General features: G+C 73.7%; 26 protein-coding genes. 15 read left to right on the top strand and 11 right to left on the bottom strand.

Features of this window, described 5'->3' with window-relative positions:
• The first annotated feature begins 420 nt into the window (after window positions 1-420).
• The 5 genes from egtA to ACSU6Z_RS26765 all read left to right on the top strand — a co-directional run bounded on the left by egtA (window position 421) and on the right by ACSU6Z_RS26765 (window position 5,211).
• On the top strand, window positions 421-1,758 hold the full coding sequence (gene egtA, locus ACSU6Z_RS26785; RefSeq protein WP_437049444.1) for an ergothioneine biosynthesis glutamate--cysteine ligase EgtA: 1,338 nt from the start codon (window positions 421-423) through the stop codon (window positions 1,756-1,758).
• Entirely contained in the window at window positions 1,755-3,074 is a 1,320-nt protein-coding gene (egtB, locus tag ACSU6Z_RS26780; protein ID WP_437049443.1) for an ergothioneine biosynthesis protein EgtB, read from the top strand. Before egtA ends, egtB begins: the two co-directional genes overlap by 4 nt.
• Entirely contained in the window at window positions 3,074-3,883 is an 810-nt protein-coding gene (gene egtC / locus ACSU6Z_RS26775; RefSeq protein ID WP_437049442.1) for an ergothioneine biosynthesis protein EgtC, read from the top strand. The genes egtB and egtC overlap by 1 nt, the downstream gene beginning before the upstream one ends.
• Entirely contained in the window at window positions 3,880-4,842 is a 963-nt protein-coding gene (gene egtD, locus ACSU6Z_RS26770; protein ID WP_437049441.1) for an L-histidine N(alpha)-methyltransferase, read from the top strand. The genes egtC and egtD overlap by 4 nt, the downstream gene beginning before the upstream one ends.
• A gap of 153 nt (window positions 4,843-4,995) precedes the next feature.
• The gene (locus ACSU6Z_RS26765; RefSeq protein ID WP_437049440.1) at window positions 4,996-5,211 is read left to right on the top strand and encodes a dodecin; all 216 of its coding nucleotides are present in this window, start codon (window positions 4,996-4,998) and stop codon (window positions 5,209-5,211) included.
• A 27-nt stretch (window positions 5,212-5,238) separates the two neighbouring features.
• Here ACSU6Z_RS26765 and ACSU6Z_RS26760 read toward each other — a convergent pair whose 3' ends face one another.
• A complete protein-coding gene (locus ACSU6Z_RS26760; RefSeq protein ID WP_437049438.1) occupies window positions 5,239-5,730 on the bottom strand; it encodes an LNS2 domain-containing protein in 492 nt (163 codons plus the stop codon).
• 116 nt (window positions 5,731-5,846) lie between these two features.
• Between ACSU6Z_RS26760 and rpmF the strand changes: the two genes are divergently transcribed.
• Complete coding sequence (gene rpmF, locus ACSU6Z_RS26755) at window positions 5,847-6,017, top strand: 50S ribosomal protein L32 (protein WP_437049437.1); 171 nt, start codon at window positions 5,847-5,849, stop codon at window positions 6,015-6,017.
• A 139-nt stretch (window positions 6,018-6,156) separates the two neighbouring features.
• A complete protein-coding gene (locus tag ACSU6Z_RS26750) occupies window positions 6,157-7,182 on the top strand; it encodes an LLM class flavin-dependent oxidoreductase (protein ID WP_437049435.1) in 1,026 nt (341 codons plus the stop codon).
• Between the two features lie 164 nt (window positions 7,183-7,346).
• Here ACSU6Z_RS26750 and ACSU6Z_RS26745 read toward each other — a convergent pair whose 3' ends face one another.
• The 5 genes from ACSU6Z_RS26745 to ACSU6Z_RS26725 all read right to left on the bottom strand — a co-directional run bounded on the left by ACSU6Z_RS26745 (window position 7,347) and on the right by ACSU6Z_RS26725 (window position 12,741).
• On the bottom strand, window positions 7,347-8,144 hold the full coding sequence (locus tag ACSU6Z_RS26745) for a lysophospholipid acyltransferase family protein (RefSeq protein WP_437049433.1): 798 nt from the start codon (window positions 8,142-8,144) through the stop codon (window positions 7,347-7,349).
• Complete coding sequence (locus ACSU6Z_RS26740; protein WP_437049431.1) at window positions 8,144-8,914, bottom strand: GNAT family N-acetyltransferase; 771 nt, start codon at window positions 8,912-8,914, stop codon at window positions 8,144-8,146. The genes ACSU6Z_RS26745 and ACSU6Z_RS26740 overlap by 1 nt, the downstream gene beginning before the upstream one ends.
• Window positions 8,915-9,371: 457 nt before the next feature.
• On the bottom strand, window positions 9,372-10,121 hold the full coding sequence (locus ACSU6Z_RS26735) for a succinate dehydrogenase/fumarate reductase iron-sulfur subunit (RefSeq protein WP_437013942.1): 750 nt from the start codon (window positions 10,119-10,121) through the stop codon (window positions 9,372-9,374).
• Window positions 10,118-12,067 carry a fumarate reductase/succinate dehydrogenase flavoprotein subunit gene (locus ACSU6Z_RS26730; RefSeq protein ID WP_437049429.1) on the bottom strand — a complete coding sequence of 650 codons (1,950 nt, stop codon included), beginning with the start codon at window positions 12,065-12,067 and terminating at the stop codon, window positions 10,118-10,120. The genes ACSU6Z_RS26735 and ACSU6Z_RS26730 overlap by 4 nt, the downstream gene beginning before the upstream one ends.
• 2 nt (window positions 12,068-12,069) lie before the next feature.
• Window positions 12,070-12,741, bottom strand: coding sequence for a succinate dehydrogenase (locus tag ACSU6Z_RS26725; protein ID WP_437049427.1), 672 nt, complete (start codon window positions 12,739-12,741; stop codon window positions 12,070-12,072).
• 120 nt (window positions 12,742-12,861) lie between these two features.
• Here ACSU6Z_RS26725 and ACSU6Z_RS26720 point away from each other — a divergent pair, with 120 nt between their 5' ends.
• Window positions 12,862-13,746 (top strand): LysR family transcriptional regulator, encoded by an 885-nt coding sequence (locus tag ACSU6Z_RS26720; RefSeq protein ID WP_437013946.1) that lies wholly within the window; start codon window positions 12,862-12,864, stop codon window positions 13,744-13,746.
• Window positions 13,747-13,916: 170 nt separating this feature from the next.
• Window positions 13,917-15,071 (top strand): hypothetical protein, encoded by a 1,155-nt coding sequence (locus tag ACSU6Z_RS26715; protein ID WP_437049425.1) that lies wholly within the window; start codon window positions 13,917-13,919, stop codon window positions 15,069-15,071.
• A gap of 65 nt (window positions 15,072-15,136) precedes the next feature.
• Here the strand turns inward: ACSU6Z_RS26715 and ACSU6Z_RS26710 are convergent, their stop codons facing one another.
• Both ACSU6Z_RS26710 and ACSU6Z_RS26705 read right to left on the bottom strand, forming a co-directional pair.
• Window positions 15,137-17,281: a putative bifunctional diguanylate cyclase/phosphodiesterase gene (locus ACSU6Z_RS26710; RefSeq protein ID WP_437049423.1), complete on the bottom strand. Its 2,145-nt coding sequence runs from the start codon at window positions 17,279-17,281 to the stop codon at window positions 15,137-15,139.
• Window positions 17,278-18,099 (bottom strand): SAM-dependent methyltransferase, encoded by an 822-nt coding sequence (locus tag ACSU6Z_RS26705; RefSeq protein ID WP_437049422.1) that lies wholly within the window; start codon window positions 18,097-18,099, stop codon window positions 17,278-17,280. Before ACSU6Z_RS26705 ends, ACSU6Z_RS26710 begins: the two co-directional genes overlap by 4 nt.
• Before the next feature lie 1,081 nt (window positions 18,100-19,180).
• On the opposite strand from ACSU6Z_RS26705, the gene ACSU6Z_RS26700 reads away from it, so the two are divergent.
• The 3 genes from ACSU6Z_RS26700 (at window position 19,181) to ACSU6Z_RS26690 (ending at window position 20,866) form a co-directional block, all read left to right on the top strand.
• Entirely contained in the window at window positions 19,181-19,309 is a 129-nt protein-coding gene (locus tag ACSU6Z_RS26700) for a hypothetical protein (RefSeq protein WP_437049420.1), read from the top strand.
• Between the two features lie 33 nt (window positions 19,310-19,342).
• Entirely contained in the window at window positions 19,343-20,107 is a 765-nt protein-coding gene (locus ACSU6Z_RS26695) for a DUF4239 domain-containing protein (protein WP_437049419.1), read from the top strand.
• Window positions 20,108-20,323: 216 nt separating this feature from the next.
• Window positions 20,324-20,866, top strand: a complete 543-nt coding sequence (locus ACSU6Z_RS26690; protein ID WP_437049418.1) for a hypothetical protein — start codon at window positions 20,324-20,326, stop codon at window positions 20,864-20,866.
• A gap of 178 nt (window positions 20,867-21,044) precedes the next feature.
• Here ACSU6Z_RS26690 and ACSU6Z_RS26685 read toward each other — a convergent pair whose 3' ends face one another.
• Window positions 21,045-21,530 (bottom strand): hypothetical protein, encoded by a 486-nt coding sequence (locus ACSU6Z_RS26685; RefSeq protein ID WP_437049416.1) that lies wholly within the window; start codon window positions 21,528-21,530, stop codon window positions 21,045-21,047.
• A gap of 332 nt (window positions 21,531-21,862) precedes the next feature.
• Here ACSU6Z_RS26685 and ACSU6Z_RS26680 point away from each other — a divergent pair, with 332 nt between their 5' ends.
• Window positions 21,863-22,528: a class F sortase gene (locus ACSU6Z_RS26680; protein ID WP_437049414.1), complete on the top strand. Its 666-nt coding sequence runs from the start codon at window positions 21,863-21,865 to the stop codon at window positions 22,526-22,528.
• Between the two features lie 30 nt (window positions 22,529-22,558).
• Here ACSU6Z_RS26680 and ACSU6Z_RS26675 read toward each other — a convergent pair whose 3' ends face one another.
• Window positions 22,559-23,395, bottom strand: a complete 837-nt coding sequence (locus tag ACSU6Z_RS26675; protein WP_437049412.1) for a polysaccharide deacetylase family protein — start codon at window positions 23,393-23,395, stop codon at window positions 22,559-22,561.
• 164 nt (window positions 23,396-23,559) lie between these two features.
• Here ACSU6Z_RS26675 and ACSU6Z_RS26670 point away from each other — a divergent pair, with 164 nt between their 5' ends.
• Entirely contained in the window at window positions 23,560-24,021 is a 462-nt protein-coding gene (locus tag ACSU6Z_RS26670; RefSeq protein WP_437049410.1) for a universal stress protein, read from the top strand.
• Window positions 24,022-24,132: 111 nt separating this feature from the next.
• Window positions 24,133-25,545, top strand: a complete 1,413-nt coding sequence (locus tag ACSU6Z_RS26665) for an amino acid permease (protein WP_437049409.1) — start codon at window positions 24,133-24,135, stop codon at window positions 25,543-25,545.
• Here ACSU6Z_RS26665 and ACSU6Z_RS26660 read toward each other — a convergent pair.
• Complete coding sequence (locus ACSU6Z_RS26660; RefSeq protein WP_437049407.1) at window positions 25,515-26,357, bottom strand: alpha/beta fold hydrolase; 843 nt, start codon at window positions 26,355-26,357, stop codon at window positions 25,515-25,517. The genes ACSU6Z_RS26665 and ACSU6Z_RS26660 overlap by 31 nt on opposite strands.
• Window positions 26,358-26,362 lie beyond the last annotated feature (5 nt).

Raw genomic sequence — 26,362 nt, 5'->3', positions numbered from 1 at the left:
ACCCGTACGAACCCCGGCGGGCCGCGTCCCGCGTGGTGTCCGGGATCCCGGACACCACGCGTTCGAACGCCGAGGCGAACCTCCCGCCGGGCCCGGAACGCTCCGGCCGCCCGTGCGGGGCCGTCCCGGAGCGCTCCGCGGCCCCGCTCCCCGGCACCGGGCGGCGGCGACCGCGGGTCCCCGTCGTGCTCACGTACGCCCCGAGCCGTCCCGGTCCTGCGGCGCAACGGAGTCCTCCCGTCCCGGGAACGCCTGGGAGAACCGGCGGAGACGGCCCGGAAGCCGCCACGGCCGGTCCTCGAACGTCGCGGTACGCGCCCTTGTGCCGAGCCGCGCGAAGGTCTTGGGTGGGACGGGTGTGCCGCTCCGGGCCACCGGCCCCGGAGCGGTGGCACGCCGGCGTCTCAGGAGGATCCCGACATGTCCGAACCGGTCAGCAGTCCGGTGGGCGGCGGTACGGAGCCGTTCGCCGCCGTCACCGAAGAGGAGGCCGAGGCCCTGGTCCGCGGCATCTGCTTCAAAACCGGACCACCGCGGCGCCTCGGCGTCGAAGTGGAATGGCTCGTCCACGAGCTGCGCACCCCGCGGCGGCCCGTGACACCCGAACGGCTCGAAGCGGCCTACGCCGCGCTGCGGGCCGTGCCCCTGAGGTCGGCGCTCACCGTCGAGCCCGGCGGCCAGCTGGAGCTGAGCTCGCCGCCCGCCACCTCGCTGACGGAGTGCGTCGCCACCGTCTCCGCCGACCTCGCCGCCGTCCGCGCGGTCCTGCGTGAGGACGGGCTCCGTCTCTCCGGCTACGGCCACGACCCCTGGCACCCGCCCCGCCGGTTCCTGCACCGGCCGCGCTACGACGCCATGGAGGCCTGCCTGGACCGCGCCGGCCCGGCCGGCCGCGCCATGATGTGCGCCTCGGCCTCGGTGCAGGTGTGCCTGGACGCCGGACACGAGGAACCGGGCGCCCTCGGCCATGTGCGGCGCTGGTGGCTGGCCCACCGGCTGGGCCCGGTCCTGGTGGCCGCGTTCGCCAACTCGCCGCTGGCCGGCGGGCGGCCCACCGGCTGGCGGTCCACCCGGCAGCTGCGCTGGGAGCAGATCGGCGCCGGGCGGGCGGGCGGTCCCCCGCTGGACGCCGATCCGCGCGGCGCCTGGGCCCGGCACGTGCTGGACGCCCCGGTGATGTGCGTGCGGCGGGACGGCGCGCCGTGGGAGGTGCCCGACGGGCTGACCTTCCGGGAGTGGACCCGGTCGCGCGGGCCCCGGCCGCCGACCCGGGACGACCTCGACTACCACCTCACCACGCTGTTCCCACCGGTGCGCCCGCGCGGCCATCTGGAGCTGCGCATGATCGACGCGCAGCCCGGCGACGACGGGTGGAGGGTGCCGCTCGCCGTGACGGCGGCGCTGTTCGACGACCCGGAGGCCACCGAGACCGCCTACCGGGCGGTGAAGCCGCTCGCCGAACGCGCCCTGGACCGGCCCGCCCCGCACAACGCGCTCTGGCGCGACGCGGCCCGGCACGGACTCGCCGACCCCGAGTTGCGCGAGGTGGCCGTCGCCTGCTTCACCGCGGCGCTCGCGGCCCTGCCCCGCCTGGGCGCCGCCACCGAGCTCACGGACGCCGTCACGGCGTACCTGGACCGCTACGTCCTGCGGGGCCGCTGCCCCGCCGACGACCTGCTGGACGGACCGGACGGCGCACACCGCCGCCCGCGCCGCCGCACGCACGGCACCGCGCACGGGAAGGACATCCGCCCATGACCGGCCCCGACCCCGACACCGAGGCCCTCCGCCGGCGGGCGCTGACCACGCTGGTCACCGCCCGCGACCGCACCACGCTGCTGACCGGCTGCGTGGAGGACCCGGACCTGACCGCCCAGCACTCCCCGCTGATGTCGCCGCTGGTGTGGGACCTGGCGCACGTCGCCAACCAGGAGGAGCAGTGGCTGCTGCGGGCCGTCGCCGGGCAGGAGGCGCTGCGGCCCGAGATCGACAGCCTGTACGACGCCTTCGAGCATCCGCGGTCCGAGCGCCCCTGGCTGCCGCTGCTGCCGCCCGCCGAGGCCCGCCGGTACGCGGCCGAGGTACGCGTCCGCGCCCTGGACGTACTGGAGCGCACCGCCTTCGACGGGTCGCGGCTGACGGAGGCCGGATTCGTCTTCGGCATGATCGCCCAGCACGAACAGCAGCACGCCGAAACCATGCTGATCACCCATCAGCTACGCAAGGGACCGCGGGCGCTCACCGCTCCGGACCCCGGGCCGGTGCCGCCGTTCACCGGCCCGTCCGAGGTCCTCGTCCCCGGCGGTCCGTTCATCATGGGCACCTCAACCGAGCCGTGGGCGCTGGACAACGAACGCCCCGCGCACCGGCGCGAGGTGGCGCCGTTCCGGATCGACACCACGCCGGTGACGAACGCCGCGTACCAGGCGTTCATCGCGGACGGCGGCTACGACGACCCGCGCTGGTGGCGGCCGGAGGGCTGGGACCACATACGGCGCCACTCGATCCGCGCGCCGCTGTTCTGGCGCCGCGACGGCGGGCAGTGGCTGCGCCGCCGCTTCGGCGTCACGGAGGTGGTGCCGCCCGACGAGCCGGTGCTGCACGTGTGCTGGTACGAGGCCGACGCCTACGCCCGCTGGGCCGGACGGCGGCTGCCCACCGAGGCCGAGTGGGAGAAGGCGGCGCGTCACGACCCGGTCGGCGACCGCTCGACGCGCTACCCGTGGGGCGACGCCGATCCGGGCCCCGAGCACGCCAACCTGGCTCAGCGGCACCTGCGGCCCGCCCCCGCCGGGAGTTACCCGGCCGGTGAATCCCCGCTCGGGGTGCGGCAGTTGATCGGTGACGTGTGGGAGTGGACGGCGAGCGACTTCCTGCCGTACCCCGGTTTCCGGGCGTTTCCCTACCGGGAGTACTCGGAGGTGTTCTTCGGACCCGAGTACAAGGTGCTGCGCGGCGGTTCGTTCGCCGTGGACCCGGCGGCCTGCCGGGGCACCTTCCGCAACTGGGACCTTCCGATCCGGCGGCAGATCTTCTCCGGGTTCCGCACGGCCCGCTCCGAGGACGGTGCCTGATGTGCCGCCACCTCGCCTACACCGGGCCCGCCGAGCCGCTCGGCGCGTTGCTCGTGGCGCCGCCGCACGGCCTGTACCGCCAGTCGTGGGCGCCGCGGCGGCAGCGGTACGGGACGGTCAACGCCGACGGGTTCGGGGTCGGCTGGTACGCCGAGGGGGACCCGGTGCCGGCCCGGTACCGCAGGGCCGGGCCGGTCTGGGCGGACCGGTCCTTCGCCGACCTGGCCCGGGTGGTGCGCACGACGGCGCTGCTCGGCGCGGTGCGCGACGCCACCCTGGCGGGCGCCGACGCGGAGGCCGCGGCGGCTCCGTTCGCCGCGGGGAGGTGGCTGTTCAGCCACAACGGGGCCGTGGCGGGCTGGCCGGGCTCGCTCGCCCCGCTCGTGCGCACCCTGCCGCCCGAGGAGGTGCTGGCGCTGGAGGCCCGCAACGACTCCGCGTTCGTGTGGGCGCTGGCCCTGAACCGGCTGCGCGGCGGCGAGGAGGCGCCCCGGGCGCTGGCCGGCACGGTCGCCGAGGTCGCCGCGGCGGCCCCCGCCTCCCGGCTGAACCTGCTCCTCACCGACGGCACCACCATCGCCGCCACCACCTGGGGCGACACGCTGTGGTACCTGATCCGGCCCGGCGGCGGCACCGTCGTGGCCTCCGAGCCCTACGACGACGATCCGCACTGGCGGGAGGTCCCCGACCGCACCCTGCTCGCGGCGGACCGCACCGACGTCCTGCTCACCCCGCTGAAGGGGACCGAAGCGCCCGCACCCACCGGGCCGACACCCGCACCCGCACCCGCGAAGGAGCCCCGTACGTGAGCCTGTTCCGTCTCTCCCGCACGCTGCCCGAGGACGCCACGGACGCCGCCCTGCGCGCCGACGTCCTGAACGGCCTGACCGGCACGCCGAAGACGCTGCCGCCGAAGTGGTTCTACGACGCGCGCGGCAGCGAGCTGTTCGAGCGGATCACCGAGCTGCCGGAGTACTACCCCACGCGCGCCGAGCGCGAGATCCTCGCCGGCCGGGCCGGGGAGATCGCCGCGGCGGCCGGCGCCCGCACCCTGGTGGAGCTGGGCTCCGGCTCCTCCGAGAAGACCCGGTACCTGCTCGACGCCCTCACCGGCCTGCGCGTCTACGTGCCGGTCGACGTCAGCGAGAGCGCCCTGACGCGGGCCGGGCGGGCACTCGCCGCCGAACGGCCGGGGCTGGATGTGCACGCGCTGATCGCCGACTTCACCGCCGGGCTGGCGCTGCCGGACGTCCCGGGGCCGCGGCTGGTGGCGTTCCTCGGCGGCACCATCGGCAACCTGCTGCCCGCCGAACGCGCCGCGTTCCTGGCCTCCGTGCGCGCCCTGCTGTCCCCGGGCGACGCGCTGCTGCTGGGCACGGACCTGGTCAAGGACGAGGACGTGCTGGTCCGGGCGTACGACGACGCGGCGGGGGTGACGGCCGCGTTCGACAAGAACGTCCTCGCGGTGGTCAACCGGGAGCTGGGTGCCGACTTCGACCCCGCCGCCTTCGACCACGTGGCGCTGTGGGACGCCGAGCGGGAGTGGATCGAGATGCGGCTGCGCTCCCGTACCGCGCAGACGGTGAAGATCCCGGCGCTGGACCTGGCCGTGGACTTCGCGGCGGGCGAGGAGCTGCGCACGGAGGTGTCGGCGAAGTTCCGCGAGGAGGGCGTGCGCGGCGAACTGGCCGCGGCGGGTCTGGAGCTGTCCCACTGGTGGACCGACGGCGAGGGCCGTTTCGCCCTGTCGCTGAGCGTGGCGCGCTGACGCGCCCCGCACCCGCCGGGCCCGTTCACGGGCTCGTCCCGTCGACGGGCGGCGGAGCCGACACCTCGCGCTCCGCCGCAGCGTGGGGCACGGTGGAGTGACGCGCGCCACACGCGCCCCGGCCGTCACCGCCGAACGGAAAGGAGCACCCGCATGTCGAACCACACCTACCGGGTCACGGAGATCTTCGGCACCTCGCCCGAGGGCGTCGACCAGGCCGTCCGCAACGGCATCTCCCGCGCCTCGCAGACCCTGCGGAACCTGGACTGGTTCGAGGTGACACAGGTGCGCGGGCAGATCGAGGACGGCCGGGTCGCGCACTGGCAGGTCGGCCTGAAGGTCGGCTTCCGCCTGGAGGACGCGATCTGACCGCGCCCCCTCGGCCCGCGGTCCGGCTCAGGTCCGCCCCTCCCGCTCCTGCGCCGCCTCCAGCTCCGCCGACCGGGCCGCCCAGCGCGCCCGCACCACGGTGAAGCCGGCCCGTTCGGCGTCCTCGCAGACGAGTTCGTCGTCGTCGACGAGGACGCGGATCTGCCGGGTGCGGGAAAGCCGCCGCAGGATTTCCAGCTTGGTGCGCCGGGCCGGCCTGCGGTCGCCGTCGCGCCGCATGTACACGCGCCCCGGGGGCAGGCCGTGCGCGGCCAGCCAGTCGAGCGTGTCGCGCCGGCAGCGCTCGGGGCGTCCGGTCAGGTAGACGACCTCGCAGTCCTCGGCGCTCGCCCGGACCATGGCGACGCCTTCGGCGAGCGGCGGGTCCTGGGGCGCGGCGGCGAAGAAGGCGTCCCAGTCGCGCGGCCGGCGCTCCAGGAACCGCTGCCGGTGGGCGGTGCCGGCGAGGGTGTTGTCCAGGTCGAACACGGCCAGCGGGGGCTTGGTGCCATCGGTCACGCACCCACCCTAGGGCCTGGCCCGCAGCGCCGGCCCCCGCCCGGCGGCATCCGTAATTGCTCATGGGATCCATTTTCATGTAGCGTCCCGGACGGCTACGACCGAGAAGGAGTCCCATGGCTGTCCCGAAGCGGAAGATGTCCCGCAGCAACACCCGTCACCGCCGCGCCCGGTGGAAGGCCGCCACGCCCACGCTGGTGCCGGTCACCGTCGACGGCGTCCGCCACCTCGTGCCGCAGCGCCTGGTGAAGGCGTACGAGCGCGGTCTGCTGCGTCCCGGGGACTGACCGGACGCCGCACGATCGCCCCGACCGACCCGGCCGGCCGCCCGTCACCGCCCTCCCCGGGGGTCCGGGCGGGCGGGGCCACCCCGCCCCCGGCCGGGGGCGGCGGGAATGCGGCGGCCCGTCAGACGTTGAACCCCGTGTGGAATCCCTGATCGCCCGGACCCGCTTCTCCGTCCTCGACCGCTCCCGCACCCGCGAGGGCCACACGCCCGCCGAGGCACTGCGTGACACCGTACGGCTGGCGCGGGAGCTGGAGGGCCTCGGCTACCACCGGTTCTGGGTCTCGGAGCACCACGGCGTGCCCGGGGTGGCCGGTTCGGCACCGACCGTGCTGGCCGCCGCCGTGGCCGCCGCGACGCGCACCCTGCGCGTCGGCACCGGCGGCGTGATGCTGCCCAACCACCGGCCGCTCGTGGTGGCCGAGCAGTTCGGGGTGCTGGAGTCCCTCTTCCCGGGGCGGATCGACATGGGGATCGGCCGCTCGGTGGGCTTCACCGACGGGGTGCGCAAGGCGCTGGGCCGCGACAAGGGCGACGCGGAGGACTTCGAGGGGCAACTGGCGGAACTGCTCGGCTGGTTCCGCGGCACCTCCCCCACCGGCGTGCACGCGCGCCCGTCGGAGGGGCTGACCGTGCCGCCGTTCGTGCTGGCCATGGGAGAGGGCGCGGCCATCGCCGCCCGGGCGGGCCTGCCCATGGTCATCGGCGACCTGCGCGACCGGGAGAGGATGCTGCGCGGCATCGACCACTACCGCGCCCGCTTCCGGCCCTCCCCCTGGGCGAGCGAGCCCTACGTCGTCGTCTCCGGCACCGTCGCCGTCGCCGGCACCCCCGATCAGGCGCGGCGGCTGCTGATGCCGGAGGCGTGGTCGATGGCGTACTCCCGCACCCACGGCACCTTCCCCCCGCTGCCGCCCGCCGAGCGCGTCGAGGCGCGCGCCATGACGGACAAGGAGCGCGGCTTCTACGAGTCCGGGCTCGCCGGGCACATCGCCGGGACGGCGGAGCAGGTCGCCGACGAGCTGGAGGGCGTGCTGAAGGAGACGGGCGCGCAGGAGGTCCTCGTGACGACCAGCACCTACGACCGCGAGGCGCTGCTGGACTCCTACCGGCGGCTGGCCGCGATCGCCCGCGGGCCGGGGCGGCCGTCCCCCGCGCCCGCCTGACCTCGCGCTCCCGCACCCGGGGCGGGCCGCGGGACGCCCGCTCCGTCCCGCCCCGCGGGAGAACGGCCGGCCGGGGCGGCGGACCGCCGGCGGGGGAACCCGCCGGCGTCGAGGGGCGCCCGTCGGGCGCGCTGCCGCGCGGGAGCCGGACCCGGCTGCGGGGATCACCCCGTGCTCTCCGGCCCGGCGGGGCGGCCGAGCATCCGCTGGGCCGCCTCCGCCAGGGCGCGGCGGTCGGGATGACGGCCCGGCGCGATCGCCGGGCACACCTCCACCTCGGCCACCAGGCCGGACGCCGAGGCCACCCGCCACAAGGACGTGAGGAGGGTGTCCTCACCGACGAACGCGGGCACCGTGCTCACCGCTCCCGCGCGGGTGCGGTACCCGATGCGCACCGGCTGCACGGCGACCCCGGCGTCGAGGGCGGCCTGGAAGACGGCCCGCCGGAAGGGACCGTGGGCCCGGCCGCACCAGGTGCTGCCCTCGGGGAAGGCGGCGATCGCCCGACCGCGGCGGAGAGCGTCCGCGACGCGGGCCACCGTGTCCGGCAGGGCCCGCAGCCGGTCCCGTTCGATGAACAGGGCACCGCGCGCGGCCAGCGGCCCGGCCACCGGCCACCGCCGGATCTCCGCCTTGGCCAGCGTCCGGGCCGGGCGGACGGCGGCCAGCAGCGGGACGTCGAGCCAGGAGACGTGGTGGGCGACGAGGAGCAGTCCGCCCGCGGGCGCGGCACCACCGCGGACGCGGACCCGGACGCCCGCGGCCCGCACGATCCACCGGCACCACCCCCGCACCAGCCGGGCGGGAACACGCGCGCCGAGCGGCGACAGCGCGATCCCGGCGAGGAGCAGGGCGGTGACCGCCGCGAGCCGCAGGACGGCCCGGGGGACGGCCGCCGCGGTGCCGGTCCGCTCCACGCACGACCGCGGTGTGCAGGGCGCGCTCGGCAGCCAGGGGCTCATCAGGCCGGGACGAGGGAGAGGAAGTGGCGCAGGTAGCGCGGGTGGATCCGGTCCATCGGCAGCAGCACGTACAGGTCGGCGACGCCGAAGTCGGGGTCGTGGGCGGGCTCGCCGCAGACCCAGGCGCCGAGGCGGAGGTAACCGCGCAGGAGGGGCGGCAGGCCGGCCGGCGCGGCGGGCGGCACGGCCTGCGGGGTCCAGGGCAGCAGGGGGCGTACGCGGTACTCGTCCGGCGCCAGGTGCCTGTCCCGTATCCGGTGCCAGGTGGCGGAGGCCAGGGCGCCGCCGTCGGCGAGCGGGAGGGAGCAGCAGCCGGCGAGCCACGCGTGGCCGCGATCGGCCATGTAGCGGGCCATACCGGCCCAGATGAGCCCGATGACGGCGCCGTCGCGGTGATCGGGGTGGACGCAGGACCGGCCCACCTCGACCAGTCCCGCCCGGACCGGGTCCAGGGCGGCGAGGTCGAACTCGCCCTCCGCGTAGAGGCGTCCGGCGACCGCGGCGCGCTCCGGCGGCAGCAGCCGGTAGGTGCCGACGACCTGGCCGGTGGTCGTGTCGCGGACGAGCAGGTGGTCGCAGTACGCGTCGAACGGATCGATGTCGTACCCCGGCTGCGGCGTGGCGAGCAGGGCGCCCATCTCCCCGGCGAAGACGTCGTGCCGCAGGCGCTGCGCGGCGCGGACGTCCTCCTCGTCGCGGGCGAGTCCGACGGTGTAGCGGGGAGGTGCCGCGGGCTGCGCGGGACGGTCGACGGCCAGTGTGCCGGTCATGGCGGTCTCCAGGTCACGGGTCGGGGACGGCGGCGGCACACCGGTGCGGTCTGCCGCTCCTGTTCTTCCGACGCCGGTTGGCGTGTGCGTGACCCTGGCCGGGAGCGCGGGTGTGGGGTTGTTGAACGGAGTGGGGCCCGGAAGGCGGGGCGGGCCGGGCGGATCCGGGCGGGTCCGGTGTGCGGGTGCCTGGCGGGACCGGGTATGAGCACCACTCCCGGTCCCGCCCGTCCGCACCCTGCCGGCGAACGCTCGTCCCCACCACTTCGGCCGGCGCGTCCGGGGTTGTCGTTCGGTTCGCGGCGCGGGCGCGGGGTCCGGCCCGCGCCCGCGCCGCGTCACCCGCCGACGCCCGCGCCGGCTTCCTCCTCCGCCTCGCGGCCGCACGCGCCGGGCCCCGCTCACCGGCGCCGGCCGGCGACGCCGCCCCTCCGTCGTCCGATTCGGACGACGGCCCTCAGCGCTTGGCCGCCTTCCGCGTCGCCCGGAGCCACTCCCGGTTCATGTTCGTGATGGAGGTGAGCGGGATGCCCTTGGGGCAGGCGGTGGCGCACTCCCCGGCGAGGGTGCAGCCGCCGAAGCCCTCCTCGTCCATCTGGGCCACCATGTCCAGCACACGGGTCTCGCGCTCGGGCGCGCCCTGCGGCAGGACGTTGAGGTGGTTGACCTTCGCGGAGGTGAACAGCATCGCCGCGCCGTTGGGGCAGGCGGCGACGCAGGCGCCGCAGCCGATGCACTCGGCGTGCTCGAAGGCGTAGTCGGCGTCCGGCTTGGGCACCGGCGTGGCGTGGGCTTCGGGGGCGGAGCCGGTGGGGGCGGTGATGTATCCGCCGGCCTGGATGATCCGGTCGAAGGCGGAACGGTCGACGACCAGGTCCTTCACGACCGGGAAGGCGGCGGCCCGCCACGGCTCGATGTCGATGGTGTCGCCGTCCTTGAAGGACCGCATGTGCAGCTGGCAGGTGGTGGTGCGCTCGGGGCCGTGCGCGTCGCCGTTGATGACGAGCGAGCAGGCACCGCAGATGCCCTCGCGGCAGTCGTGGTCGAAGGCGACCGGGTCCTCGCCCTTGAGGATGAGCTCCTCGTTGAGGGTGTCGAGCATCTCCAGGAACGACATGTCGGGCGAGATGCCGTCCACCTCGTACGTGGACATGGTGCCTTCGGCGTCGGCGTTCTTCTGCCGCCAGACGCGCAGGGTGAGCTTCATGCGTAGCTCCGCTGGGTGGGGTGGACGTACTCGAAGACCAGGTCTTCCTTGTGCAGGACGGGGGCCTCGCCGGTGCCGGTGAACTCCCAGGCGGCGGCGTAGGCGAACTCGTCGTCCTTGCGGGCGGCCTCGCCGTCCGGGGTCTGGGACTCCTCGCGGAAGTGACCTCCGCAGGACTCGGTGCGGTGCAGCGCGTCGAGGCACATCAGCTCGGCGAGCTCCAGGTAGTCGACGATGCGGTTGGCCTTCTCCAGCGACTGGTTGAGCTCCTCGCCGGTGCCGGGGACCTTGACGCGCCGCCAGAACTCCTCGCGGATCTGCGGGATGCGCTCCAGTGCCTTGCGCAGGCCGGAGTCGGTACGGGCCATGCCGCAGAACTCCCACATGAGTTCGCCCAGTTCGCGGTGGAAGGAGTCCGGGGTGCGGTCGCCGTCGACGGACAGCAGGTGGTCGAGCCGGTTCTCGGTCTCGGCCAGCACCTCCCGGACCGCCGGGTGGCCGTCGCCGACCTCGTCCTTGTGCGGGTTGCGGGCCAGGTAGTCGTTGATGGTGGCCGGCAGCACGAAGTAGCCGTCGGCCAGGCCCTGCATCAGGGCGGAGGCGCCGAGCCGGTTGGCGCCGTGGTCGGAGAAGTTGGCCTCGCCGATCGCGAACAGGCCCGGCACGGTGGTCTGCAGGTCGTAGTCGACCCACAGGCCGCCCATCGTGTAGTGCACCGCGGGGTAGATCCGCATGGGGACCTCGTAGGGGTTCTCCGCGGTGATCCGCTCGTACATGTCGAAGAGGTTGCCGTACTTCTCCTCGACCTTCTTGCGGCCCATCCGCTTGATGGCGTCCGCGAAGTCGAGGTAGACGCCCTGCCCGCCGGGGCCGACGCCGCGGCCCTCGTCGCAGACGTTCTTCGCGGCGCGGGAGGCGATGTCGCGGGGCACGAGGTTGCCGAAGGAGGGGTAGATGCGCTCCAGGTAGTAGTCGCGCTCGTCCTCGGGGATCTCGTTCGGCGGGCGGGTGTCGCCCTTGGCCTTGGGCACCCAGATCCGGCCGTCATTGCGCAGCGACTCGCTCATCAGCGTCAGCTTGGACTGGTGGTCGCCGGTGCGCGGGATGCAGGTGGGGTGGATCTGCGTGAAGCAGGGGTTGGCGAAGTACGCGCCGCGCCGGTGCGCCCGCCAGATCGCGGTCGCGTTGGAGTTCATCGCGTTCGTCGACAGGTAGAAGACGTTGCCGTAGCCGCCGGAGGCGAGGACGACGGCGTCCGCGAAGTAGGTGGAGATCTTCCCGGTGATCAGGTCCCGGGCCACGATGCCGCGCGCCCGCCCGTCGACGACGATCAGGTCGAGCATCTCGGTGCGCGGATGCATCTCGATGTTCCCGGCCGCGATCTGCCGGGACAGCGCCTGGTAGGCGCCCAGCAGCAACTGCTGGCCCGTCTGGCCGCGGGCGTAGAAGGTGCGGGACACCTGCACGCCGCCGAAGGAGCGGGTGTCGAGCAGGCCGCCGTACTCACGCGCGAAGGGGACGCCCTGCGCCACGCACTGGTCGATGATCTCGACGGAGATCTGCGCGAGCCGGTGGACGTTGGACTCGCGGGCGCGGAAGTCGCCGCCCTTGACGGTGTCGTAGAACAGGCGGTGGATCGAGTCGCCGTCGTTGCGGTAGTTCTTCGCCGCGTTGATGCCTCCTTGCGCGGCGATGGAGTGGGCGCGGCGCGGGGAGTCCTGGTAGCAGAACTGGATGACCTTGTAGCCCTGTTCGGCGAGGGTCGCGCCGGCCGAGCCGCCCGCGAGGCCGGTGCCCACCACGATCACGGTGTGCTTGCGCCGGTTGGCGGGGTTGACCAGCTTGGCCTCGAAGCGGCGCTTGTCCCAGCGCTCGTTGATCGGCCCGGCGGGTGCCTTGGTGTCGACGACCGGCGCACCGGTCGTGTAGTCGGCGTAGGAGGTCATCTTCAGCTCACCACTCCGGTCATGACGCCCACGGGTACGGCGATGAAGCCGGCCGTGAGCAGCAGCGCGAGGACGTTGGCAACGGACTTCAGGGCGCGGTCGCGGGTGCGGCTGCCGGCGCCGAGGGTCTGGGCGGCGCTCCAGAAGCCGTGCCGGATGTGCAGCCCGAGGGCGAGCATCGCGACGATGTAGACGACGTTGCCGTACCAGGTGGAGAAGGTGTCCACGACGTTCTGGTAGGGCTTGCCCGTCTCGAAGCCGCCCGGGTGCGCGGTTCCGGTGGTCAGGTCCAGGATGTGCCAGACGATGAACAGGCCGAGGATGACGCCGCCCCAGCGCATGGTGCGCGTGGCGTAGCTGGCGCGCGGCTTCTTGTGGACGTACTTGCTGGGCCGCGCCTTGATGTCGCGCCGGCTGAGCTGGTACGCGCAGACGGCGTGCGCGACGACGGCCACGACCAGGACGACGCGGATGAGCCACAGCGTCCACTCGTAGTGCATGAAGGGCTCGCCGACGGTGCGCAGCCAGTGCGCGTAGTGGTTGAACTCGCCCGCCCCGAAGAAGATCTTCAGGTTTCCGATCATGTGGGCGACCAGGTACAGCAGCATGACGAGGCCGCTGACCGCCATCACCGTCTTCTTGCCGACGGTCGAGTCCCACACGGTGCGTGCCATGGACGACCGTCGGTCCGTCCGCGTTGCCAGAGCCATGGCACAAGACGCTAGAGGGCGCAGGGGCCATCGGTCCAAGACATGGTATGGCTTGATTCGATAGGAGCTGCCTATGATGGTGGAGTGCAGTTCCAGCAGCTCCAGTACTTCGTGGCGGTCGCCGAGACCCGGCACTTCACCCGGGCCGCCGAGCTGGTCCACGTCGCCCAGCCGTCGCTGTCCCAGCAGATCAAGGCACTGGAGCGGGAGCTGGGCGCGGACCTGTTCCTGCGCGCCCGCGGCAACATCACGCTGACCGACGCCGGGGAGGCGCTGCTGCCGCTGGCGCGGCGCATCCTGGCCGACGCGGACACGGCCCGGCACGAGGTGCAGGAGCTGGTGCAGCTGCGCGGCGGCCGGGTGCGGCTGGGCGCCACCCCGAGCCTGTGCACGGGCCTGCTGCCGGACGTGCTGCGCGCCTTCCACGACCGGTACCCCGGCATCCGGCTGCTGATCGAGGAGGGCGGCTCGCACGATCTGGTGCGGGAGCTGGCGCGCGGTGCGCTCGACCTCGCGCTGGTCGTCCTGCCGCTGCCCACCCCGTCGCCGGCGCTGACGACGGTGGAGCTGCTGCGGGAGGACCTGGTGGTGGTGTCGTCCCCGGAGGCGCCCCGGCCCGGCGGCGGGCGGCGCACCGTGCGCGTCGCCGACCTGGAGGGCGAGCGTCTGGTGATGTTCCGGCACGGCTACGACCTGCGGGAGCTGACCGTGGCGGCGTGCCGCGCGGAGGGGTTCGAGCCGGACTTCGCGGTCGAGGGCGGCGAGATGGACGCGGTGCTGGGCTTCGTCCGGGCGGGGCTGGGCGTCGCCGTCGTGCCGCGGATGGTGGCCGCGCGGTCCGGGCGCGGCCTGCGGGTGACGCCGCTGGCCCGGCCCGGACTGCACCGGACGATCGCGCTGGCCCACCGCAGCGACGTGGCTCCGCCGCGGGCGGCGCGGGAACTGCAGCGGATGCTGCTGGAGCGGTGACGACCGATCCGTATGATCAAGCAATGTCAAGATTCACAAGCTTGGGTCGGACCTGGTCCGGCCGGGCGGCAGCCGCCGCGGCGGCGGCGCTGGGCGCCGTGGCCCTCCTGGTGGCGGTACCCCGACCAGCGGCAGCCGCGACGCCGTTGACGCCGATGGACGCGTCCGCGATGAAGCTGACCTCGGACGACTTCCAGAGCCGGTGGGACGCGATAGCCGACATCGAGGCCAGCGGCAAGGTCACCAGCTACTACGAACCGGGCGAGGACGCCCTCGGCCCGCTCCTCGACGGGCGTGGCCACACCGGCAGCAAGGGCCTTTGCCACCCCACGAACCTCGACACGGCCTACTCCATCGACGGTTTCTGCTGGAACAAGGCCGACGACACCTCCTCCGAGTGGACACCGCAGGGCATCACCGGCTCCCACGACGCCTCGCCCGCGGGAACCTGGCTCGGCAAGTACGTCTACATCGCCTCCTGGCACTACACCGGCAACACGTTCGCCCGCATCACCGTGGTCGACAACAGCCCGGGCCATCCGCCCATCTACAACCACGTCCTCCTCGTCGACACCTACGGCAGCGGTTCCTCGGCCAACTTCCGCGCGGTGGGCGACCCTGCCACCACCCGCTCGCCCGCGCCCGGGGCGCACGCGGACGGCATCGCCTGGTACGGCAACAAGCTCTTCCTGGCGACCGGCCACCAGATACAGGTGTACGACCTGCGGCACCTGTGGAAGATGAGCGACAACTCCTCCGAGTCGGTCGGCATCCGGGGCAGCGTCTCCTCGGCGCGGTACCACAACTACGCCTTGCCGATGATCGGCCTCTATCACAACGGCGCTCCGGGCGCCGCCTGCACGGACAGCGCACCGTGTCTGACGTCGCTGAGCCTGGACCGCAGCGGCGAGGACGGGCTGATCACCTCGGAGTTCGGCGCACACGGCGGCCGACCCGTGGTCCGCTGGCCCCTGTCCGACAACGGCTTGCTGGAGACGGACACGGCGTCCAACAGCACGGGAACCGTGCAGGCGCAGGAGGCCTTCCGCGTGCCCGTCTGGCGCGTCCAGGGGGCGGCGTTCGACGGGGAGCACTATTACTTCAGCGGTGAGTGCCCCGAGTACGCGGGGAGCGACAACGCGGACGTCCCGTACTGCATCCACTGGGCCCGGCCGAACGGCGAACCCCATGTACTCACGTACGCGCCGCCACTGACCCAGAACCTGTCGTGGTCGCCGTCCGCAAAGCGGCTGTGGGGCATCAACGAACGGGCGAACTACAGCACCGGCAAGCGGGTCGTGTTCTCGCTCGATCCGCCGAGCTGACCGGCCGTCCTGTCTGCCGTGCCGGGGCGGCATGCCGCCCCGGCACGGCAGACAGGACGCCGGCTTCACCCCGTGGCGTCCACCAGTGCCAGCTCGTGCAGCCGCTCCGGCGGGCCCGGGCGTGCGTAGTACCAGCCCTGGGCCGTGTCGCAACCCAGGATCCGCAGCTGCTCGGCCTGGGCGCCGGTCTCCACGCCCTCCACTGTGACCGCGAGGTTCAGGCTGTGCGCCAGCGAGACGATCCCCTCAACGATCTTCAGGTCGACGGGGTCGGCGGGGAACTGCTGCATGCCCCGGGTGAAGGAACGGTCCAGCTTGAGGACGCTCACCGGCAGGCGGCGCAGGTTGGCGAGGTTGGAGTAGCCGGTGCCGAAGTCGTCCAGGGCGATGTCGACGCCCATGTCCGCCAGCCGGCGCAGCGGCTTGAGCAGGTCGTCGTCCGCGCCGATCAGCGCCGACTCCGTCACCTCCAGGCACAGCGCGTCGGGCTCGACGCCCGCCCGCTCCAGGATCTCGACGGTGTCGCGGACCAGGCCGGGGTCGGTCAGCTGGCGGGGCGAGAGGTTGACGTTGATGCGCGGCGGGGCGGACACGGGGTCGCCGCCACACGTCTCGCGCCACTGCCGGGCCTGCCGCACCGCCTGCTCCAGCACCCAGCGGCCCAGCGGCACGATCAGCCCGGTGCGCTCGGCGAGCTGGATGAACCGGTCGGGGCCGAGCACGCCGTGCTGCGGGTGCAGCCAGCGCACCAGGGCCTCGGCGCCGCGCACGCTGCTGTCGCCGAGGTGCACCAGCGGCTGGTACTCGATGAAGAACTCGCTCCTCTCCAGCGCCGTCGGCAGGGCGGTGGTCAGCCCGTGCCGGGTGATGGCGCGGGCGTCGGCCTCCGGGTCGGCCAGCTCGAACCGGTTGCCGCCCGCCGACTTCGCCCGGTACATGGTGATGTCGGCGCTGCGCAGCACCTCCGCCGGGCTGCGCTCCCCCGCCGGGCCCTCGACGATGCCGATGCTGCCGCGCACGGTCAGCTCCCGCCCGTCGACGCTGACCGGGGCGAGCAGCGCGTTCATGATGCGCGTGGCGAGTTCGTCGACCGCCCGGCGGGTGTCGGGGCCGGTGGTCAGCGCCACGAACTCGTCGCCGCCGAGCCGGGCGACCATCTCACCGGGCGCGGTGGCGCAGGCCTGGAGCCGGTCGGCGACCTCCACCAGCAGCCGGTCGCCGACCGCGTGGCCGAGGCTGTCGTTGACCGTCTTGAAGCCGTCCAGGTCGAGGTAGCACAGGCCGAAGCGCTGGCCCTGGCCGGCGTTGAGGGCCTTCTCGAGGCGTTCGAAGAAGAAGCTGCGGTTGGGCAGGCCGGTCAGGGCGTCGTGCGTGGCCTCGTAGCGCAGCCGCAGGTTGAGCAGCCGCCGCTCGGTGGTGTCCTCCATGAGGGCGAGCTGGTACTGGGGGGCGCCGTCGGCGTCGCGCAGCAGGGAGACCGTCAGATTGGTCCACAGGACCGTTCCGTCAGGCCGGTGGAAGGCCTTCTCGACGTGGTAGTGCTCCCGTTCGCCGCGCACCAGCTCCTCGTAGAGCCGCCAGGTCTGGGGCGCGTCGTCGGGATGGGTCCACTCGGTGACGTTGCGGCCGCGCAGCGCTTGCTCGGTCAGGCCGAACATGCGCGTCAGGGCGCGGTTGACCTGGAGGACGTTGCCGTCCAGGTCGGCGATGCCGATCCCTATCGCGGCACCTTCGAAGACGGCCCGGAAGCGGGCCTCGCTGGCGTGCAGCGCCTGCGCCACCACGCCCTGCGCCCGCAGCGCGGCCTGCGCGATGGCCTCCTGCTCGGCCAGCGTCCGGTCGCGCAGCGCCTGTGCGTACCCGGCGGCCATGGCGTGCTGGAGCCGCGCCGAGCGGGCCCGCAGGTCCTCCCGGTCGCCGTCGCCGCCGCAGTAGAGCACCAGGTAGGCGTCGACGCAGTCCAGCGTCCGGCTGAGCGCCTCCGGGGCGGTGCAGTGCGCGTCGACGAGCGCGGCGCCGACCGCTCGGCCCTGGTCGGCGTCGAAGCTCCGCGCCCGCAGGGCCTCGCTCAACCGCCGGGCCAGCGGCAGCAGTCGCGCCTCGAACTCGGGCCGGGTCGCCGACGTCGTGGCCACCGGGAAGACCGCTCGGCTCCAGATCGTCGCGAACCGGCGCAGTCTGTCCTCCGGCCCGTCCGGTTCCGCGCTCACGCCGTACGCCCCACGCCCGCGAATCCGGAGAACGCGTACGGGTCCTCGTCCTCGGGCGCCGTCTCGGGCCGCCAGTGCGGCATCGCCACCAGGCCGGGTTCCACCATGTCGTACCCCTCGAAGAACCGCGCGATCGCCTCGCGCGAGCGCATGATCAGCGGGTTGTGAATGTCCTTGTACACGTCCACCGCGCCCGCCACCCGCTCGGGCGGGAGCGGGATTCCCTCGTACGAGGCGTGGGTGAGGACGAGCAGGCTGCCGGGCGCGAGCGCGTCGCGCAGTTCGGCCACCGCCCGGTACGGGTCGTCCGCGTCGTCCACGAAGTGCAGTATGGCAACGAGGAGCAGCGCCACCGGACGATTCAGGTCGATCAGCCGCTCCACCTGGGGGCTGGTGAGGATGTCCTGGGGCTTGAGCAGGTCCGCGGCGACGACGTCCACGTCCTCGCCGTCCCCGTTCTCCTCCAGGACCGCCCGGCTGTGCGCGACCGCCACCGGGTCGTGGTCGACGTACACCACGCGCGCTCCGGGGCGGGCGGCCCGCGCCACCTCGTGGACGTTGCCGAAGGTGGGGATGCCGGAGCCGATGTCCAGGAACTGGGTGATGCCCTCGTCCACGGCGAAGCGCACCGCGCGGCGCAGGAAGGCGCGGTTGGCCCGCATGATCCTGGGCAGTCCCGGCAGGTGCTCCATCGCCCTGCGGGCCGCCTCCCGGTCGGCCTCGAAGTTGTGCGAACCGCCGAGGTAGAAGTCGTAGATCCGGGACACGCTGGGCACCGTGATGTCGATGCTCCGCGGGGCCCAGGCGGGACGCTCCATCGCTCTCTCCGTGGCATAGGCGATCCGGTGTTCGAGCAGAGGCTACTGATCGCCCGCCAAAGGAGCGAGGGAAACGGAAATTGACCATCCGTTCCCGGTCACTGCCTGCGGCACGTGCCCCGCGCTCCGACGGGAAGGGCACCGGGCCGTCCCCTTCCGCCGCGACGCGGAGGGGACGGCGGAGGGGACGGTCCGCCGGACGCGTCCGGGCCCGTGTTCCGGCTGCCGGCCGTGGTGCCGCCGGCGCCCCGGCCGCACGCCGTCGTCGGTGCCGCTACCGCCCGCGGCGCCCGCCACGGGCGGTGCGCTCCGCCAGGACACCTCCGCCGCCGGCCTCCCTTTCACCGCCGCGGGTTCGCGGCGCCCCGCCGCGCCATCGCGCGGCACCGGGCACGCACCGGGAGCACCGCCGTGTTCAGCGGGCGCGGGGATCTCCTTCCGGGCGCGGTACGGCGCCGGCGGGGACGGACGAGCACGGCGGGCCGCATCTTTTCGCACTCGGGTTCGCCATGGGTGCCGGATGTCCCTCCTTCGGGGCAATCGGCCGGCACCGGGACGCGGCGCGGCACGCCGGCCCTCATGATCTGTCGTCGTGCATGCACCCGAATCGAGTCACCCCGCTTCCGCCGGACGGCTGTTGGCCCTGGCGGCGCTCACGTTCGCGCTCGCCGGGGCGCCGGCCGGCGCGGCGCGGGCCGACGCCTGCGCGTATGTCTCGAACGCCCCGGGCGGCATCGGAGCGGTGGCGATCACCGGGAACCACTCGTGGCCTACGTTCCCACCGTGCCCCGTACCGACTCCCACCCCCACCCCGCCTCCTTCACCGACACCCACCCCCACACCTCCGCCACCTCCGCCGCCCCCACCCCCACCGAAACCGGTGCCGCCCCCGCCGGAACCGGCGCCGCCCCCGCCGCCCCCGCCACCCCCGCCGCCAGGAGCAGCGCCGAAACCCGAACCTCCGCCTCCACCACCCCGTCGGCTCCCGGAGCCCGAGCCCCCTCGCCCCACTCCCACCCCATCGCCCACCCCCACTCCCACACCGTCGGCGACCCCCGCACCCCGCCCTTCCCTGACGCCGGTGCACTACCCGCGCCACCGCGCCCAGGCCCCGCGGCGGCTCACCCGTGGCTCCCCGTCACCGCTCTACTTCGTCCTGCTCATCACGGCACCCGCGGTGATCGCCGTCGCCGCGCTGCGTCCGCGCTGACACGCCGGCGCGCCGACCCTCTGGAGGAACCTCTTGGCGGAATGGCTTGTTCTCACTCTCGCGATGGCGGCCGCCTGTGCCGTGGTGGTCGTCATCACCCTCGTACGGCACCGCACCGCGTCCGACGACGAGGACCCCACCGAAACCCCGGACGTCATCGAGTACATGACGATGTGGATCGGCGTGGTGTACGCCATCGTCCTGGGCCTGGCCATCGCCGGCGTCTGGGAGGCGCGCAGCGCCGCGCAGGACCACGTCCAGGCGGAGGCCGTGGCGCTGCACGAGATCTCCGAACGGGTCCGGGTCTATCCGCCCGAGGTCCGTGACCGCATCCGGGACGATGTCAACGCCTATGTCGGGCACGTCGTCACCACCGAGTGGAAGGTCATGTCCGACGAGGGCCGGGTCACCGGGCGCGGCACCGCGCTCCTGGACCGCGTCCGCGCGGACGTCACCGACTACGAGCCGCGCACCGACTTCGAGGCCCAGGCCTACCAGCCGCTCCTGGACCAGGTGGCCGCGGCGGACCAGGCGCGCACCGCCCGCGCCGAGTCGACCGGGGCGACCATGCCGGGCGTGGTGTGGTTCGGACTGGTCATCGGCGCCGTCGTCACGGTGGGCATGGTCTTCGCCCTGCAGATCCGGCGTACGGCGCGCGAACTGGTCCTCGCCGGGCTGTTCTCCGCCCTGATCGCCTTCCTGCTCTTCCTGATCTGGGACTTCGACGCACCGTACAGCCGCGGCATCGCCGCGTCGACGGACCCGTTCCTGACCCTCTTCCCTCACCTGAAGGGCTGAGGCAGGGGCCGGGTGCGACGGCCGGGGGCACCCCGCCTCACGGCCGTCGCCCGGCCGCCGCACCCGCCTCCCCTGAGCAGCCCACACACGTGCCCCATTCGCGCGACTGCGATCGCGTCGTCGCGCGCGTCTTCCTAGCGTTTCGGTCATCGAGGTGCATTCCAGGCGTGAGCGGAACTGGTCCGCACCTGCTCCTCGGGACCGGAGATTCACACCATGCGCGCGATATGTGCCGCTTCTGCCGCACTGCTGGGCCTCACCGCCCTCACCTCCTGCGTACCGGCCGCCGGCGCGGGCGGCATCACGCCGTTCGGGTTCGGCGTCGAACCCCCGACCGTCGCGGCGGGCGGCAAGGTCACCTTGTGGGTGGACCGCGCGGGCGACGGCTGCAAGGGGCACGCGACGGTCTCGGCACCGGTGTTCGACACCGTCACCATCCCACCCGGCCGGTCCTCGGCCCGGGCGGTGGTCGACCGGGACGCCAAACCCGGCGCCGTGTACCAGGTGTCGTTCGCCTGTGACGGAACGAGCGGGGCGACGAGCCTGACCATCGCGGGCCGTCCCGGCCCCGGTCCCGCGCCGAGCCCGAGCCACAGCCCCCTGCCCCCTCCGCCGGACAAGGGCGTGCACGCCGGGGAGGGCGGCGGCCTCGACGGCCCCGACCCCGGGGAGATCGCTCTGGGTGCCGCGTTCATCGTGGGCTCGATCGGCGCGGCGTACCACTTCTGGCGTCGCCGCGACGGGCAGGAGGGCGCCTGACGCCGCACGCCGACAGGGCTTCGCCCCGGACCCTCCCTGGTCGGGGTCCGGGGCGAAGCCCTGTCGGCGTGCGGTCGGACGTGTCGGCGCGGGGATCGGGAACAGTGGTGCCGGCCGGCGCCCCCACGGGGTCCGCCCCCGAGTGCGGAGCCTGCCGTGCGGCCGGGGACGACGGAGGTCAGATGCGCTTCTCGGCCCGGCGGCGCATCCAGAACAGGCCGCCACCGGCGGCGGCCGCGGCCACGAGTCCACCGCCGATGGCGATGTCGGCCGGGGTCGCCCCGCTGGAGCTGCTGCCGCCGACGCCGCCGCGGACGCCGCCGATGACGGTGAAGGCCGCCGGGCGGGTCAGGGTTCTGCCGGAGCAGTTGACCGTGATGTCGTGCGAGCCCGGGCGGGCGTCGCGGTTGACGGTGGCGACACCCCTGGAGGTCTCGTTGGCGCCCCTGACCGGCGTCAGGTGGGTGGTCGGGAAGGCGTCCGAGGTCATCGTGCCGCCGTGCGGGCAGCCGTCGACCGTGACGGTCAGCTGGCCGCCGCGGGCGATGACGCTGGGCAGGGCGACGATGTTGCTCGGCGTGTCCCACGCGGCGGCCGTGGGGGCGGCCAGCCCGAGGACGGCGACCGCGGCGCCGGCGGCCGCCAGGGCACGAGTGTTGCGCATGTGTTCCTCCGCGGGAGACGCCCCGGGACCCGTTCCCGGTCGATCGGCGAGAAAGCGTCTCCCACGAAGACCCTGAGCCGCCCCGCTCGGGGCCGCATGTCGGGGATGGTCCGTCCTGGTGAGCGGGCCCACCGGGGGGAGCCGCGCGAGCGGATATCCCCGCAGGTCACGGACCGTCAGAAATGTCCTTCGGGTGAACACCCCGTATGGCGCACGGAAGTGGGACCCGCCACCCGTTCGCCGCTGCCCCGTCGCCGGTCGGGTGCGCGCCGCTTAGCGTTTTCCCATGCGCGACATGACACGGCGACGGCCGTGTCGAGAGGGGATGGCGAATGTCTGCGTCCGAGCTGGCGGAAGAGGAGGAGCGGCAACGGAAGCGCGCTCCCTGGGGCGTCATAGCGCTTGTTCTGCTGACCGGCCTGGCGCTGATTCGCAATGGCTCGGGGGAGTTCGACGTGGGCCCGCCGCAACCGGCGCCGGCGGCGGCGTCCGACAGCCGCGTCCCCCGCGGCGCCTTCGCCGACCCGGCCGTGAGGCCGCTGCCGTACGCCGTGCCCGACCGGGTCAGGATTCCCGCGATCCAGGTCGACGCGCCGATGATGCCGGTCGGTCTGGACGCGGACGGCTGGGTGGGCGCGCCGCCGCCGGAGGACCCGAACCTGGCCGGCTGGTTCACCGGTGCCGTCTCCCCCGGCGAGAAGGGCACCGCCGTCGTCGTCGGCCATGTCGACAACAAGCAGGGACCCGCCGTCTTCTACGGGCTCGGAGCCCTGAAGCAGGGAAACAGAGTGGAGATCTCCCGCCAGGACGGAAAGACCGCGGAATTCGAGGTCTACGGCATCGAAGTGTTCCGGAAGGACGATTTTCCCGGCGACCGGGTCTACGCCTCGAAGGGCAGCGCGGAATTGCGGGTCATCACCTGCGGCGGCGGTTACTCCCGGCAGAACGGGTACGAGGGCAACGTCGTCGCCTTCGCCCGCCTGACCGGGATCCGCTGAGCGGTTCCCGGCCCGGCGGGCACCGGCCGGTCACGTGTACTGCCGGCGGGGCACGGTGATGTGGTAGCCGGAGTCCAGCAGGCGGGGCAGGTAGCGGCGCAGCGCCGCCACGCTCTGGGAGCGGTCGCCCCCGGCGTCGTGGGAGAGCACCACGACGCCGGGGGCGGCGCCGTCCTCGACCCGGTCGACGATGGCGCGGCTGCCGGGGGTGGTCCAGTCGAGGGTGTCGACGGTCCAGGCGAGGGGTTCCATGCCGAGTTCGGCGCCGAGCTGGAAGGCGGCCCGGTTCCAGGCCCCGTAGGGGGCGCGGAACCACAGGGGGCGGTCCCCGCAGGCCTCCTCGATGACGTCGCAGGTGCGTTCCATCTCCCGGCGGATCCGGCGCCGGGTGAGGCGGGTGAGCAGCGGGTGGGACCAGGTGTGGTTGCCGACGACGTGCCCGTCGTCGGCCATCCTGGCCAGCAGGTCCCTGTTGCCGTCCGCCATCTCCCCGCACACGAAGAACATTGCGCGCACCTCGTACTCGGCCAGCGTGTCGAGGATGTCCGGGGTGTAGCGGGGGTCGGGGCCGTCGTCGAAGGTCAGCACCATGGTGCGGCCGCGTCCGGTCACGCGCAGCAGCGGCTCGCGCCGCACCGGGGGCCGGGCGGGCACGGCGCGCGGCGGGCCGTATCCGGTCAGCGGCTGGAGGCGGTAGGCGGAGGGCCGGTGCGCGCGGTGTGCCGGCGGGCCCGCGCCGGGGACGGCCGGACGGGCCGGCGCGTCCCCGGTGCCGGCCTCGAGCACTCCGGCGGTGCCGGCCGCTGCCACGGCGGCGGCGCCGGCGAGCAACGCGCGGCGCCGGGTGAGCAAATGATCCTTCTTCATGACTCATCAGTCGCCCGGTGGGCGGGCGGCGCTCCCCCACGACACCGGCACGGCGGCGCAAATCCACCCGCCCGGCCCAGCGATCACGGGGCGGGGTCCCGGCCGCGCCCCGTCGGGTGGCTCCGGGCAACGGCCCGACCAGGGGTTTCCGATAGCCTCCCAGCGTGACGGAACAGCACTCCCATCAGTTCGAGCGAGGCACGGACGGGCCGAAGGTCATCGTGGTCGGGGTGGACGGATCGGCCTCCTCACTCCGTGCCGCGGCCTACGCCGGCGGACTGGCCCGGCGGCAGCGGGCGCTGCTCGCCGTCGTGTACGTGCAGCCGGTGCTGGCGGCGGGCGCGGCGCTCGGGGCCCCGGTGGCCGACACCACCGACGAGATCGCCGGGGAACTGGTGGCGCAGATCCGGGAGGCGGCCGAGCGGGTCAAGGGGATATTCGAGGTGCGCTGGGAGTTCCACACCTTCCGCGGCGACCCCTACAACGGTCTGGTCAGGGCCGCCGACGAGCTGAAGGCGGACGCGGTGGTCGTGGGCGCCTCCGAGCAGGCCGGCCACCGGATCGTCGGCTCGGTGGCGGTCCGGCTGGTGAAGGCGGGACGCTGGCCGGTGACGGTGGTGCCGTAGCCCGGCCCGTCCTTCGCCGGGATCGGCGTGCGTGGCGCCTTCCGTCGCGGGGCGGACTGGGCCATCATGATCCGCCGTCAGCCGTCTGCCCATCACGAAGAGGTGAGGAGCATGGCCGGGTTCCGTCGGGGCGAGGGAATCCTCCGCCGCAAACCCATCGAGCGCATCGAGGAGACGGAAGCCGGCGAGGGTCCCCGGCTGGAGCGGTCGCTGGGGCTGTGGCAGCTCACCGCGATCGGTGTGGGCGGCATCATCGGCGCGGGCATCTTCACCCTCGCCGGGACGGTCGCCAACGGCACGGCGGGCCCCGCCGTCCTCGTCTCCTTCCTCATCGCCGGTGTGGCGAGCGCCGCGGCGGCGCTGTCGTACGCCGAGTTCGCCGGGATGATCCCGAAGGCGGGTTCCGCCTACACCTACGGCTACGCGGTGCTCGGTGAGCTCGCGGGCTGGTTCATCGGCTGGGACCTGCTGCTGGAGTACACGGCGATCGTGGCGGTGGTCGCGATCGGCATCTCCGGGTACTTCAGTTTCCTGGTCGGGGAGATGGGCGCCGACCTGCCGAACTGGATGCTGGGGGCGCCCGGCACCGGCGACGGGCACAGGGTGGACCTGTTCGCGGCGGTGCTGTGCCTGTTCATCGCGTATCTGCTGACCCTCGGCATCAGGAACGCCGCCCGCTTCGAGATGGCGGTCGTCGTCCTGAAGGTGCTGGTGGTGCTGCTGGTGATCGCGGTCGGCGTGTTCCACATCGACACCTCGAACTACAACCCGTTCTTCCCGTACGGCGTCGGCGGGGCGTTCACGGGCGCGGCGACGGTGTTCTTCGCGGTGTTCGGCTACGACGCGATGTCGACGGCGGCCGAGGAGTCCAAGGACGCGCAGCGGCACATGCCGAAGGCGATCGTCTACTCCCTGGCGATCTCGATGGTGCTGTACGTGGCCGCCTGCCTGGTGCTGACGGGCATGCAGCACTACTCGGACATCGACAAGGAGAGCGGCTTCTCCACGGCGTTCAAGTCGGTGGGGCTGAGCGGGCTGGCCGACGTGATCGCGGTGGGCGCGATCATCGGCATCCTGACCGTCATGTTCACCTTCATGCTGGGCGTGACCCGGGTGTGGTTCAGCATGTCCCGGGACGGGCTGCTGCCCCGGTGGTTCGCCAGGACGCACCCGACCCGGCACGTCCCCACCCGCGTCACCTGGATCGTGGGCGTGGCCTCGGCCCTCATCGCCGGGTTCCTGCCGATCGGCGAGGCGGCGGAGCTGACCAACATCGGCATCCTGCTGGCGTTCGTGGTGGTGTGCGCGGCGGTGATCGTGCTCCGCTACCGGCAGCCGGAGCTGCCGCGCACGTTCCGCACCCCGTGGATGCCGTTCGTGCCCGCGCTGGGCGTCGTCTTCTCGCTCTGGCTGATCACGTTCCTGCAGTGGCAGACCTGGGCGCGGTTCGCCGTGTGGTTCGCGCTCGGGCTCGTGATCTACTTCGCCTACTCCTACCGGCACTCGAAGCTGGCGGAGCGCTGAAGCTCGCGCAGGAACCGCGCGAGCAGCGCGTTGTAGGCGTCCGGCCGCTCCATGTTGGGATAGTGCGCCGCCCCCTCGACCGTGGCCTCCCGGCCGTCGGGGACGGTGCGCGCCAGGCGTCCGGCCATGCGGAGGTGGTCGTCGGAGTCGAGGCCGCCGTGCACCGCGAGGACCGGGACCCCGATCGTCGCGGCGCGGCTCCAGGTGTCCGTGACGGGCACGCGGTGGTCGGGCTCGCCGGCCGTGTGCTTGGTGACCGTGCCGAGGGCCATCTCGCGCTGGCGGCTCAGGAGGCCCGGGTCGACGTCCCGCGTACGCCGGTGCGGGCCGACGGCGAACCGCAGGAACGCCGCCAGCCACCCCTCGACGTCCCCGGCGGCGAGCGCCCGCCCCCAATCGGCGAGGACGGCGGTGGTCCACGGGTCCCGGAAGTCGGGTTCGCTGGTGCCGGCGCCGGTGACGACCACGGCGCGGACGAGGTCGGGGTGTTCGAGGGCGGTGTCCACGGCGATGCCCGCGCCCATGGAGACGCCGACCAGGACGGCGGGGCCGGTGTCCAGGTGGCGCAGGAGGGCGGCGAGGTCGTCGGTCTGGCGGAAGGGGCGGGTGGCGTTGGCGGAGGCGCCGTGGCCGCGGGCGTCCGGGGCGATGACGCGGTGGCCGGCGGCGAAGGCGGGGATCTGCGCGTCCCACATGCGGTGGTCGAGGAAGCCGCCGTGGAGCAGGACCAGGGGTGGGCCGGAACCGGCCGCGCGGTAGACGAGGGGACCGTCGTCGGTCGGGAAGTGGTGGAGGTCCGAGTCTGCGAGCATGACAA

The sequence above is a fragment of the Streptomyces sp. enrichment culture genome (genome assembly GCF_964273145.1).
Classification (GTDB): Bacteria; Actinomycetota; Actinomycetes; order Streptomycetales; family Streptomycetaceae; genus Streptomyces.
This window is presented reverse-complemented; position numbering and strand designations above follow the sequence as displayed.